Source organism: Mycobacterium paraterrae, assembly GCF_022430545.2.
Lineage (GTDB): Bacteria > Actinomycetota > Actinomycetes > Mycobacteriales > Mycobacteriaceae > Mycobacterium > Mycobacterium paraterrae.
Genome location: NZ_CP092488.2, coordinates 5,254,425 through 5,273,872, shown reverse-complemented (window position 1 = coordinate 5,273,872; position 19,448 = coordinate 5,254,425). Strand labels below are relative to the sequence as shown.

Here is a 19,448-nt window from a genome sequence, read left to right as displayed (position 1 = left end):
GGTAGTTGTCGTGACACCGAACCGGGGGATCGATGCCGACTTCCTCAGCCTGCCGCGCCAGGCGTTAGCTGATGCGGCGCTGGCCGCCGCGACGGCAGCCGGCGCCAGTCACGCCGACCTGCGGATTCAGCGGCTGGTCAATGAGACCGTCCAGTTGCGGGACGGCGAGCTGGAGACCGCAGTGCTCAACCGCGACATCGGTCTGGCCGTCCGAGTGGTAGTCGACGGAACATGGGGTTTCGCGTCGCACGCCGAGCTGTCACCGCAGGTAGCCGCGCAGACCGCCCAGCGTGCGGTCGAGGTGGCCCGCACACTCGCGGCGCTGAACAGCGACCGCGTCGAGTTGGCGGCCGAGCCGGTGTACGCCGATGCCTCGTGGGTGTCCAGCTATCGCATTGACCCGTTTACCGTGTCGTTGGCCGACAAGATTGCGGTGCTCGACGAATACTCCGGCCGCCTGCTGGCCGCCGACGGCGTCAACCACGTTTCGGCCAGCCTCATGTCGGTCAAGGAGCAGACCTTCTACGCCGACACCGCCGGCTCGTCGATCATCCAGCAGCGGGTGCGGATCCAGCCGCGACTCGAAGCGGTCTCGGTCAACAACGGCTTCGAATCCATGCGCACGGTAGCGCCGCCGATGGGTCGCGGTTGGGAGGCGCTGGCCGGCGACGACGTATGGAACTGGACCGACGAGTTGGCGCAATTGCCGTCGCAGCTGGCCGAGAAGATCAAGGCCCCCAGTGTCACCGCGGGCCCGACCGATCTTGTGATCGACCCGACCAACCTGTGGTTGACCATCCACGAATCCATCGGTCACGCAACCGAATACGATCGCGCAATCGGCTACGAGGCGGCGTATGCCGGTACGTCGTTCGCCACCCCCGACAAGCTGGGCACGTTGCAGTACGGTTCGCCGATCATGAACGTCACCGCCGACCGCACCGTCGAACACGGTTTGGCCAGCGTCGGTTACGACGACGAGGGGGTGGCCGCGCAGAGCTGGGATCTGGTCCGCGACGGGGTGTTCGTCGGGTATCAGCTGGACCGGGTGTTCGCGCCGCGCCTGGGGCAGTCGCGGTCGAATGGCTGTTCGTACGCCGACTCGCCGCATCACGTGCCGATCCAGCGGATGGCCAACGTGTCGCTGCAGCCGGGGCCCGACGATCTGAGCACCGACGAGTTGATCGGCCAGGTCGAAGATGGCATCTACATCGTCGGCGACCGGTCGTGGTCAATCGACATGCAGCGCTACAACTTTCAGTTCACCGGCCAGCGGTTCTACCGCATCCGCGATGGACGGCTGGACGGGCAGCTGCGCGACGTGGCGTATCAGGCCACCACGACGGATTTCTGGAACTCGATGGAAGCCGTCGGCGGGGCGTCGACCTGGCGGCTCGGTGGGGCGTTCAACTGCGGCAAGGCCCAGCCCGGCCAGGTGGCCGCCGTCAGCCACGGTTGCCCGTCGGCGCTGTTCCGCGGCGTCAATGTGCTCAACACACGGACGGAGGGCGGCCTGTGATCGGCCCTCAGCAGGTCGTCGACCTCGCACTGGAGACAGCGGCCAGACTGGGCCGCGCGGCCGAGACCATCGTGCTGGTCACCGACCGTTCGGCGACGTCGCTGCGGTGGGCGAACAACTCGATGACCACCAACGGTGTGTCGACGGCTCGGCAGACGACCGTGATTTCGATTGTGCGGCATGGAGATACCGCACGGGTCGGGTCGCTGACGACGTCTGAGGTCGAGCCGTCGGCAATCGAGGAGCTGGTCGGTTCGTCACAGGCGATAGCGCTCGAGGCGCCGGAGGCTCGTGATGCCGCGCCGCTGTTGAGCAGCAATACCGCGCCGGACGATTGGGAGGCGGCGATCCCGTCGACCGGTCCGGACGTGTTTTCTGGCATCGCCGATCCGCTGGCACGCGGATTCCGCGGTGCAAACCAGTTGTTCGGCTTCGCCCAACACTCGGTGGAGACGACGTTGCTGGCGTCATCGACGGGTCTGCGTCGCCGCTACACCCAGCCCGCGGGGTCGGTGGAGATCAACGCCAAGCGAGACGGTGCCAGCGCCTGGGCCGGTGTCGGCACATCGGATTTCGTTGGTGTGTCGACGGATTCGTTGCTCGAGCAATTGGATATGCGGCTGGGCTGGGCCGGCAAGCGGATCGACCTGCCGGCGGGCCGCTACGAGACCATCCTGCCGCCGTCGGCGGTCGCGGACATGATGATCTACCTCGGCTGGTCGATGATGGGCCGCGGTGCACAGGAGGGGCGCAACGCATTGTCGGCCCCCGACGGTGGCACCCGGGTGGGGGAGAAGCTGACGGACCTTCCGCTGACCCTGTACTCCGATCCCGAGGCCCCCGGTTTGAGCTGCACACCGTTTGTCGCGGCCACGAGTTCGTCTGAGACGCTGTCGATCTTCGACAATGGGATGAAGATCGGACGGGTGGACTGGATCCGTGACGGGGTGATCAACGCGCTGGCCTACCCCCGCGCCGCCGCCGCTGAATTCGGCGCGCCGGTCGCCGTCGCCGCGGAGAACTTCCTGATGACCGGCGACAGTATCGATCTCGCCGACATGATCGCCCAAACCGAGCGCGGGCTGCTGTTGACCACGCTGTGGTACATGCGCGAGGTCGACCCCACCACGCTGCTGCTGACCGGCCTGACTCGGGACGGCGTGTACCTCGTCGAAGATGGTGAAGTCAGCGCCGCGGTCAACAATTTCCGCTTCAACGAAAGCCCGCTGGACCTACTGCGGCGGGCCACCCAGGCGGGTGTCAGTGAGCCAACGCTGCCGCGGGAGTGGGGCGATTGGGTGACCAGGGCGGCGATGCCGTCGTTGCGGATTCCGGACTTTCACATGTCATCGGTGAGCCAGGCGACGTAAGTCGTTAAGCAATTTGGCCTATTTGCTGCCGTTAGGCGCGATCCCAGCGTAACGTGACGAGGGTCACATCTACGGTCTGGGGGGATCCGATGTCCAAGCGTCGCTTTTCTCGTCTAGTGGGTGTCGGGTTCGCCCTTGCGGCCGCAGTCGGTTGGAGCTCGGTCTTGGCGGCGCACGCCGACACTGGCAGCGGCGCCGATTTCCTCGACGGGTCGACTCACGCGATCGTGATGGGTCCGACGTTCATACCCGACCCAACCATCTATCCCGGCTACATACCCGGTGCTGTCACGGAATACCTTCAGCCACTCGGCTTTTCGGATACCGGCACGGTGACCCCGCTGATCACCCTGGAGTCCGGGAATTTCGGCCCGTCGATCGCGTCCGGTGTCGACACCTTGGTCCACGAGATCGAATCCGAATACAGCGCCGGCGATTTCTCGACGAGTGATCCGCTCACGGTCTTCGGCTACAGCCAATCGGCCGTCATCGCCTCGGTGGCCGAGCAACAACTGGCCGCCGACCACATTCCGCTCACGGACTTGCGATTCGTCCTGATCGGCGACGCGGCCGCCAACCCGCCGTCGGGGCCGACCGGCCTGCTCGACACGTGGGGAGCCACGCCGTTCGGGGAGCAGCTGAATGCCTTCTTTGGCTGGTCGAATTTGGACAACGTCACGACCCCGAACGACCTCTATCCCACCGACGTGTTCACCGTCGCCAACGACTTCTTCGCCGACACCGCCACGCCCGCGGACTTTGCCGCCAACCCGCTCGCGGCATTGTGGCAAGACTTCCTTGGGTTCTTCGAACACGGCGTCTACCTCGGCGGGTTGCCCGAATCGGAGATCCTGACCGCGATCGACACCGCCGGTATCGCCGACGGCGCGACGACGTACTTCAATCTGGCCGACCCGGTGAACCTCCTCGATGCGCTCCTGCACACCACGTTGGGCAGCTTCGGCATCGTCTTCCCCTGAATGTCACGTGGCCTACTGTGCGTCGGGCCATAATCGGCGAGTGGCGGTGCACGACGATCTGACCCGGCTAGTGGCGCTCTCGCCCGATGACGGTCGCTTGACGGCGTTGGTCCGGCGAGTGTGCGGCCAGACCCTCGGTCTGCCGCTGCTTCCCTACGACGCGGAGCCGACCTCGGATGACGCTGTCGCGTCGTTCGTTCAGCAGTTCAGCATCGACGTGTCGGCGATCGATGGCGAGCAACGGTCGGTGTTGTGGAAAGTGCTGGGCAACAACACTTTCGGTGCCGTCGTGCAGATGTACATCGCGGACTTCGTGCCGCGGGTGCGGGCCGGGCTGGAAGCGCTCGGTGTTGGCAACGAATATCTGGGGTGGGTCGACGGACCGGTCGCGTGGGATTCCGACACCGATCCCTCCGACTTGGTGTTCAACACGTTCCTGCCGACGGTGGCGCGGTTGCGTGAGCTCGATGCGCTGACCGCGGAGGTGGTGCGGTTGCGCGGCGCGACCCAGCACAACTGCCGGTTGTGCAAGTCGTTGCGCGAGACGACCGCGCTCGACGCCGGCGGCACCGAGACGCTGTACGAAGACATCGAGCGGTTCGAGGAGTCGACGCGGTTGACCGACCGGCACAAGGCGGCGCTGCGCTACGCGGACGCGCTGATCTGGTCGCCTGCCTCCATCGGCGCCGACGTCGCCGCCGGGGTGCAGAAGCACTTCTCCGATGCCGAAGCCGTCGAGCTGACCCTCGACGTGATGCGCAACGCCAGCAACAAGGTCGCCGTGGCGTTGGGCGGCGATGCGCCACGCGTCGAAAGCGGGACCGAGCGGTACCTGCTCGACGTCGACGGCCAGACGGTGTTCAGCTAGCGCCGTGGTCTCGGCCCACATGGGCTTCGGCACGCATCCTTTCGACCATGTGTGGGTAGTGCAGTTCGAAAGCGGGCCGCTCCGAACGGATCCGGGGCAGCTCGGTGAAGTTGTGCCGTGGTGGCGGGCAACTGGTAGCCCATTCCAGTGAGTTGCCGTGACCCCACGGGTCGTCGACCGTGACGACTTCGCCGTAACGCCAGCTCTTGAACACGTTCCACACAAACGGGAGCACGGAGATTCCAAGGATGAATGAGCCGATCGTCGAGACGAGGTTGAGCGTCTGGAATCCGTCAGTGGGCAGGTAGTCCGCGTAGCGCCGCGGCATTCCGGAATTGCCCAGCCAGTGCTGAACCAGGAATGTGGTGTGGAAGCCGATGAACGTCAACCAGAAGTGCGACTTGCCCAGCCGTTCGTCGAGCAGACGTCCCGTCATCTTTGGGAACCAGAAGTAAATTCCGGCGTACGTGGCGAAAACGATGGTGCCGAACAGCACGTAGTGGAAGTGCGCGACGACGAAATAGCTGTCGGTGACGTGGAAGTCCAGCGGCGGGCTGGCCAACAGCACACCCGTCAGGCCGCCGAGCAGAAAGGTCACCATAAAGCCGAGCACGAAAAGCATCGGCGTCTCGAAGGTCAACTGCCCCTTCCACATTGTGCCGATCCAGTTGAAGAACTTGATGCCCGTCGGGACCGCGATCAGGAATGTCATGAACGAAAAGAACGGCAGCAGAACGGCGCCGGTGGCGAACATGTGGTGTGCCCAGACCGCGACCGATAGGGCCGCGATCGACAGCGTCGCGTAGACCAGCGTGGTGTAGCCGAAGATGGGTTTGCGGGAGAACACCGGAACGATCTCCGAGACGATCCCGAAGAAGGGCAGCGCGATCACGTACACCTCGGGGTGGCCGAAGAACCAGAACAGGTGCTGGAACAAGATCGGCCCGCCGTTGGCCGCGTCGTAGATGTGCGCACCGAGCCGGCGGTCGGCGGCCAAGCCGAACAGGGCTGCCGTCAACAGCGGAAAGATAATCAGCACAAGGATACTCGTGACCAAGATGTTCCAGGTGAAGATCGGCATCCGAAACATGGTCATGCCGGGGGCGCGCAGGCACGCCACCGTGGTGATCATGTTGACGGCGCCCAGGATGGTGCCGAGGCCGCCGACGGCCAGGCCGAGGATCCACAGGTCGCATCCGGCTCCGGGACTGTGAACCGCATCCGACAGCGGCGTGTAAGCGGTCCATCCAAAGTCGGCCGCACCGCCGGGAACGATGAAGCCACTCAGCGCGATCAGTGCCCCAAAAACGAACAGCCAGAACGAGAGTGCGTTCAAGCGAGGAAATGCGACATCGGGTGCGCCGATCTGCAGCGGCAGCACCAGGTTCGCGAATCCGAACACAACGGGGGTCGCATAAAACAGCAACATGGCGGTGCCGTGCATGGTGAACAGCTGGTTGTACTGCTCGTTCGACAGGAACTGCAATCCGGGTTTGGCCAACTCCGCACGGATCAACAGGGCCATCAGGCCGGCGATGAAGAAGAAGATGAAGCAGGCGACCACGTACATGATGCCGATCATCTTGTGGTCGGTGGTGCTGATGACCTTGTAGATCACGCTGCCCTTCGGGCCCATCCTCGGCGGGTAAGGCCGCTGTGCCGTGAGATCGGCGGCGGGTGGGGCTTCGGCAGTCATGCAGTACCTCCGGCTCGGCATTTCTCGGCCCGGCCAATTCTTTCGAGGCTCGTCAGTAGCGCATAGGGCCAAACGTCCCGAAGGGTCGGCTAATGCCGACTTTGGGACAGCGTGCCGTCAGGTCTGAGCGTTTTTGCGGCAGTGATGCTTTCGGCTTTACGGGCCTCGCGCTCGAGATAGCGCTGCTTGGAGATCTCGAATTTGTCGCACGCGGTCTCGAGTTCCTTGACCAACAGCGCGAGGTCGTCGCGCATCCGGGCAGCCTCGCCGGTGAAATCTTCGCGGTCAAAGATGCGCCACTTTCTCAACACGGGCATGACGACTTCGTCGAGATGGATGCGCGGGTCGTAGACACCGCCGACGGCGATGATGACGGCCTTGCGGCGGAATTCGGGGACCGTGAAGCCGGGCATCTGAAAGTTGCGCAGCACTCGATGTATCGATGCCATCGCCTGGTTGGGTGCGACATCCAGGCCGGCGTCGGTGATGTCGCGATAAAAGATCATGTGCAGGTTTTCGTCGTGCGACAACCTGGCCATCAGTTGATCGGCGATGCTGTCGTGGCACGCCTTGCCGGTGTTGCGATGAGAGACGCGGGTTGCGAGTTCCTGGAACGAGACATAGACGACGGCGTCAAACAGGCTCTCGGCGAACAGGTTTCCCTGACGGTTCTGACCCGGACTGAAGCCCCTGGTGAGCTGCTCCATGCGGAGACGCTCCAAATCGAAGGGGTCGACCGAGCGGGTCACCACCAGGTAGTCGCGCAGCGCGGTGCTGTGCCGATTCTCTTCGGCCGTCCACCGCCTGACCCATTGCCCCCAGGCGCCGTCCATCCCGAAATTCATGGCGATCTCGCGGTGATAGGACGGCAGGTTGTCCTCTGTCAGCAGGTTCTGCACCATCGCAACTCGAGCGACGTCGGACAGCGCGCACTGCTCGGGCGCCCAGTCGTCGCCGTTCGGGGTCTTGAAGTTCTTGCCCTGCGACCAGGGGATGAAGTCGTGTGGGTTCCAGTCCTTGAACATCGAGATATGCCGGTTCATCAGTCGCTCTGCGACCGGCTCGAGTTCGTGCAGGATCTGCTGCTGGGTCATGGCGGCGGCCACGGTGCCTCCAAGTTATGTGTGTATGCCAGTAGCAGTAAATGTATATGTGCATCCCAGTAACACACAAGTAAGGCCAGCCTTCGTGTCGCGAGCGCCCGGGCGCGGTGTCGAGGGCGGTGCCGCGGAGCGACTAATCTCTTGTTTCGTGCATAACGGCGCCGGCATGCTTCGGGGCCGACGCACGGGGCGGTAGCTCAGTTGGTTAGAGCCGCGGACTCATAATCCGTTGGTCGCGGGTTCGAGCCCCGCCCGCCCTACTTAAATCCTTGTATGAGCTCGGTTGATGCTTGACGGTTTGTCTTCGGGTGATGCCTGACAGTGTTTCGGCTGATGCTTTACACCTACTTCGGTTGATCCTTGACACTCCCTAGATGAGGGAGTTGAGCGTGGCTGAGCAGCGGTATCAGGCGGTGTTAGCGGTGATCGACGACGGTTTGAGTGTGTCGCAGGTCGCCGAGAAAGTGGGTGTGTCGCGCCAGACATTGCATGCCTGGTTGGCCCGCTATGAGGCAGAGGGTGTGCAGGGTCTAGTCGATCGGTCGCATCGGCCGGCGCGGTGTCCGCATCAGATGCCGGCCCCGGTGGAGGCGGCGTTGTTGGAGTTGCGGCGCACGCGGCCGTATTGGGGGCCGCGGCGGTTGGTTCATGAGCTCGGTAAGCGAGGCGTGGCGCCGTTGCCGTCAGCGGCGGGTGCGTATCGGGCGCTGGTTCGTGCCGGAATGATCGACCCGGCAGTTCGAGATCGCCGGTCGCGCAAGTGGAAACGCTGGGAGCGTAGCCGCCCGATGGAGTTGTGGCAGATGGACGTCGTGGGCGGGTTCGCCTTGGCTGATGGGACCAGCGCTAAAGCGTTGATCGGGATCGATGACCATTCTCGGATGTGTGTCTGCGCGCGGTTGATGGCTGCCGAACGCACCCGGGCAGTGTGTGACGGGCTGCGGTCGGCGCTTGAGACGTTCGGTGTACCGGAGCAGATTTTGACCGACAACGGCAAGGTGTTCACTGGCCGGTTCCATCACCGGCCGGTCGAGGTGCTCTTTGATCGGATTTGCCGGGAAAACGGTATCGAGCATCTGTTGACCCAGCCGCGCAGCCCGACCACGACCGGCAAGATCGAACGATTTCATCGTAGTTTGCAGGCTGAATTCCTCAGTCAGCAGCGGCCTTTCACGTCGTTGAAGACCGCTCAGCGTGCCCTTGATGAATGGTGCCGCTACTACAACACCGAGCGCCCGCACTATTCGTTGGACATGACCACACCAGCACAGCAGTTCAAGGCCGCCGAGCCCCCTCCCGCCGACAAACCGGTTCAGGGCTTCGACCGCACCGGCGATCAGTGGGTCAGCCGACGGGTGTGCGCCAACGGCATCGTCAGTGTGGCCTGCCAGCAAATCTCGGTCGGACTGCACCGCGCCGGCGCCCGCTGCGATGTCCACATCGACGGCGACGTCCTGCGATTTTGGATCGGCAACGAACTCGTCAAAACCGCCGCACGAACCAGCACCAACGCGATACGAAAGAAACACGCCTCCCGCACCAGCGACGAGAGGTAAACCCAACCAGAGTGTCAAGGATCAACCGACACTAAAACGTCAAGCATCAACCGACTCTGAACAAGTGGTCGCGGCCGCATGGTGGCAAGGATTTCGACCCACCCCTGCCCCTACGATGACGATTGGGCTCCTGCGGCGTCGTCGTCTTCCATCCACCCAAACGCTGAGTGGACATTCGCCGGATTCACATTGAGGGCTTCCAAACTCACCACGATGAGCGTGTAGAGGGAATCGAGCCAAGCGTCAGCTAGTTGTTCGCTACCGCCGCTCGGCAGCGACAGGCTCGCGATGAGGTGACCGCGATGCAGGATGTTGTAGCAACGTTCCATTGAATGCATCTCGACCGACCACCACTCCGAGTGCGATATTCCACTTGCAGGCATGTATGCGTGGCGGTAAAGGTATAGAAGGCCACACTCTTCGGCCATTGTGCGTAGAGACTTGCCGCCGGCGAAGCTATCTCGGGTATCAACTATGCGATGATCAATTATCGAGTCGTTGCGACTTAAGCTACTAAGGAGATTGATGGACTCCTGAACCTCCGGAGTCCGAACCTCTTCCGGCAGTTCCCCGGCGATCAGCGAGTACAGCTTTGCCTTACCCGCCCCGTATTCCTGGAACTGCCTGTATATCGATCGGTCCTGAAGCGCCATCCAGGTCAGGTAGATGCGCAACTCAACGAGCAGCCGGCCGATGTGAGCTCCGTGGTCGGCAGTCCACAGCTCGGGGTTTCCGAGTGCCGTGATCACTTCTCGGCCAGCTCGGAGTACCAGGCCTGTGTGCACCTCTTCGCGTTCAGGGTCGAAAAGATCTCTGGGGGAGGAGGTTTCGATAGCCTCGACGTAACTGGACACAAGGTCCTTGGCGCATTGTTCGCGGTTGAACGGTTCTGACTTACTGGCGTCATCGTCGCCAAAATTCTGCTCGGTTGTCGCGTGCATGGCTGATGCGGACTGATCCGGACCGCTAGCTGGTAGATCGCGCCGCCGAGTGCATTGGGTCGTCGTTGAGTTGAAGTTCCAAAAGGTGGCGGCCCAACTGAGAGTTTCGTCGAAGTAATTTGGGTCATTTGCGAGATTAGCCCCGCGGGTCGCGCCCCACGATGCTCTGACCACCGCGTCGGCACGAGATCGGTTACTCCGATTGCCTGGATAAGACTTGAGCAAATCGATCGTGGTCTGATCTGCGGTGAATGTCCCGGCCTGAACAGCGCTCCAGATGGAAATACACTTCACGAGCGACTCACGGTGCCCGTCGCCGAGAACTTCGACCATCGCACGCGCAAGTAGGTCCACGTCCGATTGAGCGGGGGGTCGGGCCTCTGTTTCGCCGAGCCACCGCGCAGGGCGCTCCGGGTATGTAGAAATTACGTCGATAATGTTGGTGGGCAACATATTTAACTCGGTTGCACGTCCGATCGCTATTTCTCGCGCTTCGGGGCAACCAGCTACAAGGCGGTCGAGGCTTGTTAGTCGTCCGTCGAGCCCCCTTGAGGCGTCCTGAGGTGAAACCGCGGTGTTGAGGTCGTGAATCACGGCTTTCTGCCAGTCGGCGAAAGCCCGGATGTAGGAGTTCCCGTGAAGTGCGGCAAGCAATATCGGCCAGAGCAAGTCGGGTAGATCGTCCCGAACCCAATCGCCGATGACCAGCACGCCCGTTGCAGCGAGTGGCGGAACGAATAACCTTCGGCCGTGCCGTACGTAGCCAGATAGCGAGCCACTGTCTTCTGTTGATCGCCGGGGCATGGTTCGAGACTAGATCCAGCGACTTCATCGGTTCGGCTTTCCTCGACGGTTAGTGACATCGGGCTATGTCGCAAATCTAAAGGATCGAGACAGGCTGGACTAGATCGCCTGTGAGACCGAAACTGCGAGGTCGAGTTGTCTCAAAAGATCACTCAAAACCCCAGTCTCATATTGCTAGGTTATGATATTTTTGAGACGCTAAACGCATGTCGACACACACAGTGCCCGCATCTACCGGAACCGTCTTGGGCTACGCCCGCGTCAGCACCGGGCACCAGTCACTCGACCAGCAGGTCGATGCTCTGACCGCCGCTGGCGTCGATGACGCTCGGGTCTACTCCGACAAGCTGTCGGGCACCTCCACCCGCGAACAGCGCCCCGGCCTCGCGGCCCTACTGGACTACGCCCGCGAGGGCGACGCCATCGTCGTGGTCGGCATCGACCGTCTGGGCCGCAACTCAGCAGAGGTGATGACGACCATTAGGGAGCTAAGTGAGCGTGGGATCGTGCTGCGGTCGCTGAGGGAGGGCATCGACACCTCGAACGCGACCGGGCGGATGGTGGCTGGCGTGCTGGCCAGCCTCGCTGAATTGGAGTTAGAACTTGGGCGTGAGCGACGCACTGCCGCGCGCGAAGCGCGCCGGGCTCGGGGGCAATCCATTGGGCGTCCGAAAGTTCTTGATAGGTCGAAATCGGCCCTCGCTCAACGAATGCACGCCAGCGGCGAGTCGGCGTCGACAATCGCGACGACCCTCGGAGTAAGCAGAGCGACCGTGTACCGTGCACTCGCTGAAAAGCCAGAGTAACGTCCGCGTGCCGCGTCGAATGTATCTGCTTTCAGCCGGCGGTAATGCACGCAGTCCGTTTTAGCGGCTCCCCGTCCGCCCGCGTGATCTGGCTTCGCCCAGCGGGCCGGGCGCACTGCTCACGGTAGGGATCGTATCGAAGCAAATGTAAAAAATGCCGAAAGCTCCTGCTGTTCGCAGCCATTGAGTCTATAGAGGCAGCTCGACAGATGCGATCGCTGTCTCGAATTTTGTCATAATGGGCTCGTATAACCATACGCTCGATTTCCGATTCGGCATCTATCTTGTCAGCTTTGTCGGGGACAACGCGCTTTGTGATTGGTTGATCGACTTTGAATCTTGCCGGGTATGCCCGCAAGGCATCTAAGTCTGATATCAACCAGTTTTCATATTTCCGATCCTTGAGCGCGACGTGAACTCTGATGTTCGTAATGCGCGCTAGGCCCGTTTCTAACGCAGATGCGATTTGACCAGGGCAGTCATCTTGCGTTTCTCGGTCTAATAGTATTATTGCTTTGTCCGCGTCGCGCGCCGCAATCGCGAGCGGTGCTCGGCATGCGGCGACTATCTGCAGAGGAGGTGCGTCGGGCGTCGCGTTTATCTTCAATGGCCTTAGCAATTGAGTCCGGACGGGCATTTTTTGATGCAGTTGTTCGTAGAGTAAAGGTAGCGATTTAAATTCACTTTTTCCCTCGGTCAAGATAGCGATTTTCATTAACTCGATAGCTCCGTCGTGTACTCTTCAGGCAAGTATTCCTCGACCAATCCCGAGTCGAAGATTTCAAAGCTACGCACTTCGCCCGACTTCCATAAGGCAATCGCATCAGGGTTTAACTCGGAAACACTAGCAAGGTGGCTCTCTCCACCGTTGCTCCACATTATTCGCAGATTCTCAGGCGATGTATAGTCAATCACCACCGGCGAATGCGTCGTAAGAAGAATCTGCTTATCTTTATGTAGCCGACAGAGGTCGAGGAAGTGTCGCAGAATCCACGGGTGCAACGCATTCTCGGGCTCTTCTACGATGAGAAGGGGGAAACGATCGTCGAACAGCGCGACAAAAAGAGCCAGTACCTGGACGGTTCCGTCGGAAACCTCGTTTGCGTTCCAGGGCTGCTCCAGCCCGGTTTCTCGGAAGATTAGCGCCAATCTTCGATCTTGAGCAAATGTTGTATCGATGGAGCTTAGCTGGGGAAGGATCGTTCGCATTCCGTCTTCGATCAAAGCCCACGATTGAGGCCGATGCCTTCGTAGATAGTCAGCGACAGCTGGCAGATTATCACCGTATCGATCTAGTCGCGCGTTCGGCGTCGAGACACCCGGCTGCCGACACTGTTGGGGACTCAACTGGAACACGCGAGCTTGGCCTAAAGTTGTAGTGATAATGTCGATCATTGAACCGCTAAATGTCATAGTTGACACGGCGAGTGTGGATTCGCTGACCGCGTTCTTTGTGAATCTAATCCAGTCATCATCCGAGAGTGGATAGAGGGCTTGATATAAAGCCGATCGAGCACTCTTCATACGTTTCGAGCGCCAGAACTTAGGCAGGTTGCTCGCCGCGCGAGTCATTCTGAGGATAAGCCCTTCAGCATCGCGGATCTCGAGGTTTTCTTCGATGATCTTGAACTCTGATGGATCAGCATCGTGGGGATGTTCTATAGTGAAGTTGTATTTCATTGATTGCGCTATGTCGTTAGGTCGGTCTAGGCCGTATCGCGCTCGTATCCGTCGAGCCGATCGGAGTACCTCTGAAAGCGTAAAGTCAACCTCGAACGAGCAGGTGACGGTCTCTGAGCTCTGATTCGTACCGCGAAAAGCAATATTTTCGTAGCCGCCAGCTCGCGCTACTGCAATTTCTAAACTATAGGCTAAGCATTCCGATAGAAATGTCAGACCTTCGACGAGATTGGATTTACCAGCACCATTAGGTCCTGTTATCACCGTTACGCCATCCAATTCGCACGTGATGTCGCGCAAGGATTTGAAACCCACGAACCCAAGTTGAGTGAATCGCACGTCGTCAGCCTAACGCGCCTCAGCGAACCTCCGCTTACAGCTTGCGGTGCGGCCTCTCGGCCGCTGCGAAAGCGGAGGGTTTGTCACGGTTTGCTGGTCAGTCGGTAGGGCCAAGACGGTGTAAAAGAAATTGGGCGGGACCCCCCACAGCCGCCGCTCCGCTCGAACAGCTGCGTGGCTGCTTTCGAAAGCAATGGGTTTCGCGTAGCGTCCGCAGCCCGTCCACAGTAGCTTCTCTTCGCGCAAGCTTGTGCCAGCGCCGACAACGCTGTGAGCAGCGAAGTTCTAAACCCCGCCAACAAAGTAAATCCCGCTAAACGCCCAAGTGGACTCGTTCGCATCGAGAAGTAACAGACAACTACCCTGGCCATGTGTCGAAACCATGGGACGAGCGATGGGAGCGTCAGGAGGGACCTTCGTTTCGGGGTGGCCAAGGGGCGTCGTTCGTCGCCACGTCGCGAGACGGAAGTGGAGTGATTGCTTTCGTGAAGACGCTTCACCGACATCGTGAGAACGATCTAAGAGCAAGACGTAGATTCCGGCGAGAGGCCGCGGCCTACGAAACACTGGAGGGTCTCGGACCTCCACGTTTGCTTGACGACAATGCCGACACCTGGGCCGATCGCAGCAAACCGATGTATCTCGCGTTGGAATACATTGACGGCCAGAATCTCCAAGCTTTCGTGCGACGAAATGGTCCAGTGGGCATGGAAGCCGCGCTCACTTGCGTGGCGGCCCTGGCAGACGTTCTACATCTATGCCACCAGAACAACGTCACCCACCGAGATGTGAAGCCTGCCAACGTAGTCCTGCGGGCAGGCGACATAACGGAGCCGGTGCTCGTGGACTTCGGGCTGTCGTTCAACGACGAGGACGAGGATGACTTGACTCAAATTGAAGAAGAGGTCGGCAACAGATTTCTTCGCCTCCCCGAGCATGCTTTCGGAGGGCGTGGGTCAGCAAGCGATGTCACTCAGCTTGCAGGAGTTTTCCTCTATACCGTGACGGGCTTGGAGCCAAGAGTCTTACTCGACTCCGATGGGTTGATGCCGCATCAACGTCCTGAGGTTCGCGCCGCACTGGAGAATCACCTTGGCGAGCGTGAGCGCCTGCGCTTAATGCGCGTCCTCGACCGGGCGTTCAGGCCAGAGCTTTCCGCACGCTACGCGACTGCACCGGAATTGGTTGCCGACTTGGAGAGAGCGATGACGAGTGAAACAGAAGATGGCGATGATCTCGATCGCTTGATTGCCCAGGTCGACGAGTTTGCGCTTAGCCGTAACCTGCCGGCTCAACAAGAGCGGCGTCAGAAACTGCACGCGTTACTGACCTCGATGAACCGAACTGTCGAGGCGTTCGCTACGTCGAAGGGCCTACAGCGATGGCAGACGCGCTACAAGGTGACAGTCACGGCTGACGAAGAGTGGGGCGCAACCAGTCTCGCGATTACGCTTGACGGTCAGCAGCCGGACTTCAATGAGTTCAAGGTGGATCCGCGTGGGCCAAGCGAGTATGTAGTTACTGCAGAAGGGCAGGAAATCTGGCGTGGCGGCGCGTTCGACCAGGGTCTGGCCGACGCGGTTACGAAGTTGGTTCTCAAAAGATTTTTGGACCGTCAGAGCGCCTGATCTACCAACGCTGTCGAGTGCGGCGTGAGTAGCGTCCAGTCCGCAGCTGGTCCGCAGAGCACTAATCAATAGCAGTTTCCTTCAGTTATTTCGCGTTGCTGAGACCTGTTGTCGCGCAGCTGCTTAACCCCTTTGCCAACTAGTTGCCACCACTACCGTTGATGACCAAACTCCAGGTCGAGCACTCTGATAATCCGTTGGTCGCGGGTTTGAGCCCCGCCCGCCCCACTTAAAACGCCCGCTTATGGCCCGTATGGCGCCTAGTGGACGGCGAGCGCGGCGCAGTCGGCGTGCTCTTTGGCCAACACCGACCGCTCATACGCTCATCGGGGCGGCGGGGGATCTGAGGATGAGGTGGTCAACCCCGACGTTCGGGTTATCCAGTGCGCTGGCGAAGATGCCCGCCATAGTGTCGGCCACGCCCTCTGGGCTCATGTGAACCGTTGGCACGAGCCCCCGCGAAATCCATTCACCCGCAGCAACTCCGAGCAACTCAGGGTCGAATTCGGAGACGAAGTCAGTCGGAACGGTGGCACCGATCTCCACGCAGCTGAATCGAAGCCCCGGGTGTTCGAGCCGCCAGGCAACCAAGCTTCGCTCCAACGCGGCCTTGCTGGCGGAGTAGGCGCCGAGCGCGCGATAGGGATGGCGGACCGAGTCAGATGACAACACCGCGACCACGGCAGAGGGGGCTAACACGGGAAGGTGTGCCCGGATGACTTGATGAACGCCGATCACATTCGTGGTCAGCACTTTGGTCCAATCGTCCGCGTCGACCTCGGAGAACGGCCGCAACGGCGCGTATCCCGCCGTGATCAACAGCAGATCGACTTCGCCAAGCGCCTCGGACGATGTTCGCCCGATGCGTGCGCAGTCGCTCGGAATTCGGATGTCGGCAGAGATCGATGTCGCGGCAACGGCGTCGGCCAGTACCTCCGCAGGCAACTCGCGACGCGCTACGACGACGAGTCGAGCGCCTTGGGCTATCGCGCGGCCCGCGAAAGCCCGGCCGATACCGGCCGAGGCGCCCACCACAACGATGCGCCGGCCCTCTAGATCGGGACCGTTCATCGCGAGTTCTCGTGCAATGACTGCGCTTTGCCACCGATGATGTTCATTGTGTCCTTCGACCTCGCCGCCTGGTGCACCCGGAGAACTCAGCGCGACCTCGAAGAGACGCCAAACCAAACTTTGTATCGCCGTCTTGGGTGTGAAGCGGGTCGAGATCAGCGCAGACCGTTGATTGCGAATGCCTCAACGTACCTGCCGACCGCGTCAGGCTCGGCGATATCGAAAGTCTGCGCCTTGTCTATCGCCGAGAAGGAGTAGATGATGCGCGCCAGCCACTCGCTCGCCGCTCGTACGTCGACTCTCGGGCCGACCTCACCCCGCACTTGCGCTTGACTGACGTAGGGCAACAGAAACTCCATCGAGCGCCGGACCGCCGCGTCACCGTCGGTGATCAGGTGCCGCATCAGCTCGGTGTCCTCGGACATCAGACCGCTGCGGGTTCGATGGTCCCGCAGAATGGTGGCGTGGACCTGCGCCATGGCGCCCATTTGCTCTGCCAGCGTGGACTTTTCGGCCATCGCCTCGGCGACCTGCTGGTAGAACTTCTCGGCCCCGAACTTGAGTGCAGCCTCCACGAGTTGTTTGCGGTCTTCGAAATAGCGGTACACCGTTGCGCGCGACAGATTGGCCACCCGTGCTACGTCGGCGATGTTCGTGCGCTGGACACCCAGATGGCCGAAGCACACGGAAGCGGCTTCAAGGATTTGATCGCGCCGATGATCCCGTTCGTCCGGATTCTCGACCTCTGCCGCCGCCTGTGAAGTCGCCATTACTTTCCCTTATCGTTTCGGATGCTGCTGCATGCCTCCCCGCACCGTTCGCATCGTACGCGGCACGGATGCCTTTCTGCCTTCTCGACGTAACACCGGACCGGCCCGACGTTCAGGCGCCTGAAACGGTGCGATCGCAACGAATTTCGTGCACTTAGACGCGGTCCGCCGGCTTGGCCGCCTTCTTCATCAGTTCGGCCATGTAGTCCATGAATTCCTTCGAACCGGTCACGACCGCCTGCAGGTCGTTGCTGGCTTGCTGATGCGTCCTGAATCCCATGTTCTCCCAGGCACGTAGGATCCCGGCCTTGGTCGCTTGCAGGGTGATCAGCGGCGCCTTGGCGATCTTCGCCGCCAGCTCTTCGACCTCCGCCTCGAGTTGATCCTTCGGCACGACTCGGTTCACCAGTCCAAACTCGAGTGCCTGTGCCGCGGTGATCTTCTGTGCGGTGTAAAGGTATTCGGCGGCGCGCTTGTAGTTCATGAACACCCATGGCTCGAACATGGTTTCCGATCCGGGAAGCCCGAAGCCGGGAACTAGCGGCATCTGAAACCAGGCGTCGTCGCTGCACACGGTGATTTCTGGAATAAGGGCCCAGGTCGTGCCGCCACCGATGGCGTATCCATGGACCTGCGCGATGACCGGCTTGGGAAACTCCCAGAGCTTGAGCACTGGCCATAAGAACAGCTGCGCCGCCGAGCGCCATATTTTCCCGGACGCCTCGCTTTCGGCCTTGAACTCCGGGTAACTGCCGTCGGGAATGTGACCCGAGCAGAATCCCTTGCCGTTGGCTTTGATGATGACGACCTTGATGTCGTAGTCGTACTGCGCGTCGTCGAGCGCTTGATTGACGCCATGGACCATCTCAGAGGTTTGGGCGTTGGCGCGATCGGCGTTATCCAGGATGATGCGCGCGATTGCCCCGTCCTTCTCATAGACGACATGGCCCAGCTGTCGCGTCTCCACCTGTTTACCTCCCGCTGTTGGTCTGCCTGGCTTTGAAAAGGTTAACGCACTGATGATTCTGTGAGACATTTTCTGTAATACTGTTCCAAACGGAAGGACGGTGCCGATGACAACGACGGATCTGCGCTGGGACCCCTACGACCGCGCTTTGCACGTCGAGCCGTACTCGGTGTGGAAACGGATGCGGGACGAAGCGCCGCTGTACTACAACGCGGAGCACGACTTCTATGCGCTGAGCCGATTCGACGACGTCATGGCGGCGTCGTTGGACACTGAAACATTCTCCTCTGAACACGGCATTATTCTCGACACCATCAGCGAGGAAGCATTGCCTGCGCCCCAACCCATGATCATGATGGATCCGCCCGACCACACCTGCCTGCGAAAGATGGTCAATCGCACGTTCTTTCGCAGCCGGGTCGCCGAACTCGAGGATCACATCCGCGAGCTCTGTAGGGGCTATCTGGATCGCTATGTCGGCACCGGTGGGTTCGACTTCGTCGAAAGCTTCTCGGCCAAACTTCCGGTGATGGTGATCAGCTCGCTGCTCGGCTTCCCCGAACAAGATCACGACAACTTGCGCGAGTGGTCGGACGCGCAGTTGCACCGCGATGAGGGGAGTACCGAACTCAGCGCCGAGGGAATCCAGGCCTCAGTCAACCTCTACGCGTACTACCAGCAGCAGATCGACCTGCGTCGAGAGCAGAGTGCAACCGACATTGTCAGCGATCTGATGACTTCGGATCTTGTGCTGCCCGACGCGAAACCGCGCCGACTTGACGACGGAGAGCTGCTGATGTTCATCGCGATGATCAACGTCGCGGGCAACGAGACGGTGGCGAGACTTCTCGGATGGGCGGCGCTCACGCTGGCGCGCAATCCCGAGCAGCGCGCAAAATTGGTGGCCGATCCCGGGTTGATCGGCGGCGCTGTCGAAGAGCTCCTTCGGTACGACGCACCGTCTCCGGTTCAGGGGCGGTTCGCGTTGCGCGACGCCAGTTTTCACGGCAGCGTCATTCCGGCTGGAGCAAAGGTCGTCTTACTGACCGGCGCGGCAGGCCGTGACGAGCGTCAGTACGAGCGGCCGGACGACTTCGACGTGACACGAACCGGTATCCGCCACGTCAGTTTCGGGCACGGCTCGCACTTCTGCTTGGGTGCGGCGCTGGCCCGGCTCGAGGCCAGGGTGGCTTTGGAGGAGACGTTGAAGCGCTTCCCCGAATGGGCCGTCGACGAGTCGAACGTCAAATTCGTTCACACCAGCTCGGTGCGCGGGCCGTCGAGCGTGCCGATCTCGGTGTGACAGGGAGCGCGTGCCGACGCGTGCAATTCGGATGTGAGAGGTAACAA

Annotated in this window: 16 protein-coding genes and 1 tRNA gene; 9 read left to right on the top strand and 8 right to left on the bottom strand. The window is 61.0% G+C overall.

What is annotated here, in order from left to right:
• Nucleotides 1-10 precede the first annotated feature (10 nt).
• From MKK62_RS25385 to MKK62_RS25370, 4 genes are all read left to right on the top strand, one after another.
• Complete coding sequence (locus MKK62_RS25385; RefSeq protein ID WP_240263162.1) at nt 11-1,519, top strand: TldD/PmbA family protein; 1,509 nt, start codon at nt 11-13, stop codon at nt 1,517-1,519.
• The gene (locus MKK62_RS25380; protein ID WP_240263163.1) at nt 1,516-2,889 is read left to right on the top strand and encodes a metallopeptidase TldD-related protein; all 1,374 of its coding nucleotides are present in this window, start codon (nt 1,516-1,518) and stop codon (nt 2,887-2,889) included. The genes MKK62_RS25385 and MKK62_RS25380 overlap by 4 nt, the downstream gene beginning before the upstream one ends.
• 89 nt (nt 2,890-2,978) lie before the next feature.
• The gene (locus MKK62_RS25375) at nt 2,979-3,869 is read left to right on the top strand and encodes a PE-PPE domain-containing protein (RefSeq protein ID WP_240263164.1); all 891 of its coding nucleotides are present in this window, start codon (nt 2,979-2,981) and stop codon (nt 3,867-3,869) included.
• 40 nt (nt 3,870-3,909) lie between these two features.
• Nucleotides 3,910-4,737, top strand: coding sequence for a carboxymuconolactone decarboxylase family protein (locus MKK62_RS25370; RefSeq protein ID WP_240263165.1), 828 nt, complete (start codon nt 3,910-3,912; stop codon nt 4,735-4,737).
• On the opposite strand, the gene ctaD is transcribed toward MKK62_RS25370, so the two are convergent.
• Complete coding sequence (ctaD, locus tag MKK62_RS25365; protein ID WP_240263166.1) at nt 4,730-6,433, bottom strand: aa3-type cytochrome oxidase subunit I; 1,704 nt, start codon at nt 6,431-6,433, stop codon at nt 4,730-4,732. The genes MKK62_RS25370 and ctaD overlap by 8 nt on opposite strands.
• A gap of 89 nt (nt 6,434-6,522) precedes the next feature.
• Nucleotides 6,523-7,539, bottom strand: a complete 1,017-nt coding sequence (locus tag MKK62_RS25360; protein WP_240263167.1) for an acyl-ACP desaturase — start codon at nt 7,537-7,539, stop codon at nt 6,523-6,525.
• A 183-nt stretch (nt 7,540-7,722) separates the two neighbouring features.
• Here MKK62_RS25360 and MKK62_RS25355 point away from each other — a divergent pair.
• Together MKK62_RS25355 and MKK62_RS25350 are read left to right on the top strand one after the other, a co-directional pair.
• Nucleotides 7,723-7,796: transfer RNA gene (locus tag MKK62_RS25355), tRNA-Ile, on the top strand.
• Nucleotides 7,797-7,910: 114 nt separating this feature from the next.
• Nucleotides 7,911-9,092, top strand: a complete 1,182-nt coding sequence (locus MKK62_RS25350; protein ID WP_240263168.1) for an IS481 family transposase — start codon at nt 7,911-7,913, stop codon at nt 9,090-9,092.
• A gap of 110 nt (nt 9,093-9,202) precedes the next feature.
• On the opposite strand, the gene MKK62_RS25345 is transcribed toward MKK62_RS25350, so the two are convergent.
• Nucleotides 9,203-10,744: a DUF5677 domain-containing protein gene (locus tag MKK62_RS25345; RefSeq protein WP_240263169.1), complete on the bottom strand. Its 1,542-nt coding sequence runs from the start codon at nt 10,742-10,744 to the stop codon at nt 9,203-9,205.
• 299 nt (nt 10,745-11,043) lie between these two features.
• On the opposite strand from MKK62_RS25345, the gene MKK62_RS25340 reads away from it, so the two are divergent.
• The gene (locus tag MKK62_RS25340; RefSeq protein ID WP_240263170.1) at nt 11,044-11,643 is read left to right on the top strand and encodes a recombinase family protein; all 600 of its coding nucleotides are present in this window, start codon (nt 11,044-11,046) and stop codon (nt 11,641-11,643) included.
• A 31-nt stretch (nt 11,644-11,674) separates the two neighbouring features.
• On the opposite strand, the gene MKK62_RS25335 is transcribed toward MKK62_RS25340, so the two are convergent.
• Complete coding sequence (locus MKK62_RS25335) at nt 11,675-12,358, bottom strand: DUF4276 family protein (protein WP_240263171.1); 684 nt, start codon at nt 12,356-12,358, stop codon at nt 11,675-11,677.
• On the bottom strand, nt 12,358-13,638 hold the full coding sequence (locus MKK62_RS25330; protein WP_240263172.1) for an AAA family ATPase: 1,281 nt from the start codon (nt 13,636-13,638) through the stop codon (nt 12,358-12,360). Before MKK62_RS25330 ends, MKK62_RS25335 begins: the two co-directional genes overlap by 1 nt.
• Nucleotides 13,639-14,033: 395 nt before the next feature.
• Between MKK62_RS25330 and MKK62_RS25325 the strand changes: the two genes are divergently transcribed.
• Nucleotides 14,034-15,290 (top strand): serine/threonine protein kinase, encoded by a 1,257-nt coding sequence (locus tag MKK62_RS25325; RefSeq protein WP_350355737.1) that lies wholly within the window; start codon nt 14,034-14,036, stop codon nt 15,288-15,290.
• A gap of 315 nt (nt 15,291-15,605) precedes the next feature.
• Here the strand turns inward: MKK62_RS25325 and MKK62_RS25320 are convergent, their stop codons facing one another.
• The 3 genes from MKK62_RS25320 to MKK62_RS25310 all read right to left on the bottom strand — a co-directional run bounded on the left by MKK62_RS25320 (nt 15,606) and on the right by MKK62_RS25310 (nt 18,098).
• Nucleotides 15,606-16,361, bottom strand: a complete 756-nt coding sequence (locus tag MKK62_RS25320; RefSeq protein WP_240263173.1) for an SDR family oxidoreductase — start codon at nt 16,359-16,361, stop codon at nt 15,606-15,608.
• A gap of 155 nt (nt 16,362-16,516) precedes the next feature.
• Nucleotides 16,517-17,131, bottom strand: coding sequence for a TetR/AcrR family transcriptional regulator (locus MKK62_RS25315; protein ID WP_240263174.1), 615 nt, complete (start codon nt 17,129-17,131; stop codon nt 16,517-16,519).
• 154 nt (nt 17,132-17,285) lie between these two features.
• Nucleotides 17,286-18,098 carry an enoyl-CoA hydratase/isomerase family protein gene (locus MKK62_RS25310; protein WP_240263930.1) on the bottom strand — a complete coding sequence of 271 codons (813 nt, stop codon included), beginning with the start codon at nt 18,096-18,098 and terminating at the stop codon, nt 17,286-17,288.
• A 106-nt stretch (nt 18,099-18,204) separates the two neighbouring features.
• Here MKK62_RS25310 and MKK62_RS25305 point away from each other — a divergent pair, with 106 nt between their 5' ends.
• A complete protein-coding gene (locus MKK62_RS25305; protein WP_240263175.1) occupies nt 18,205-19,401 on the top strand; it encodes a cytochrome P450 in 1,197 nt (398 codons plus the stop codon).
• Nucleotides 19,402-19,448 lie beyond the last annotated feature (47 nt).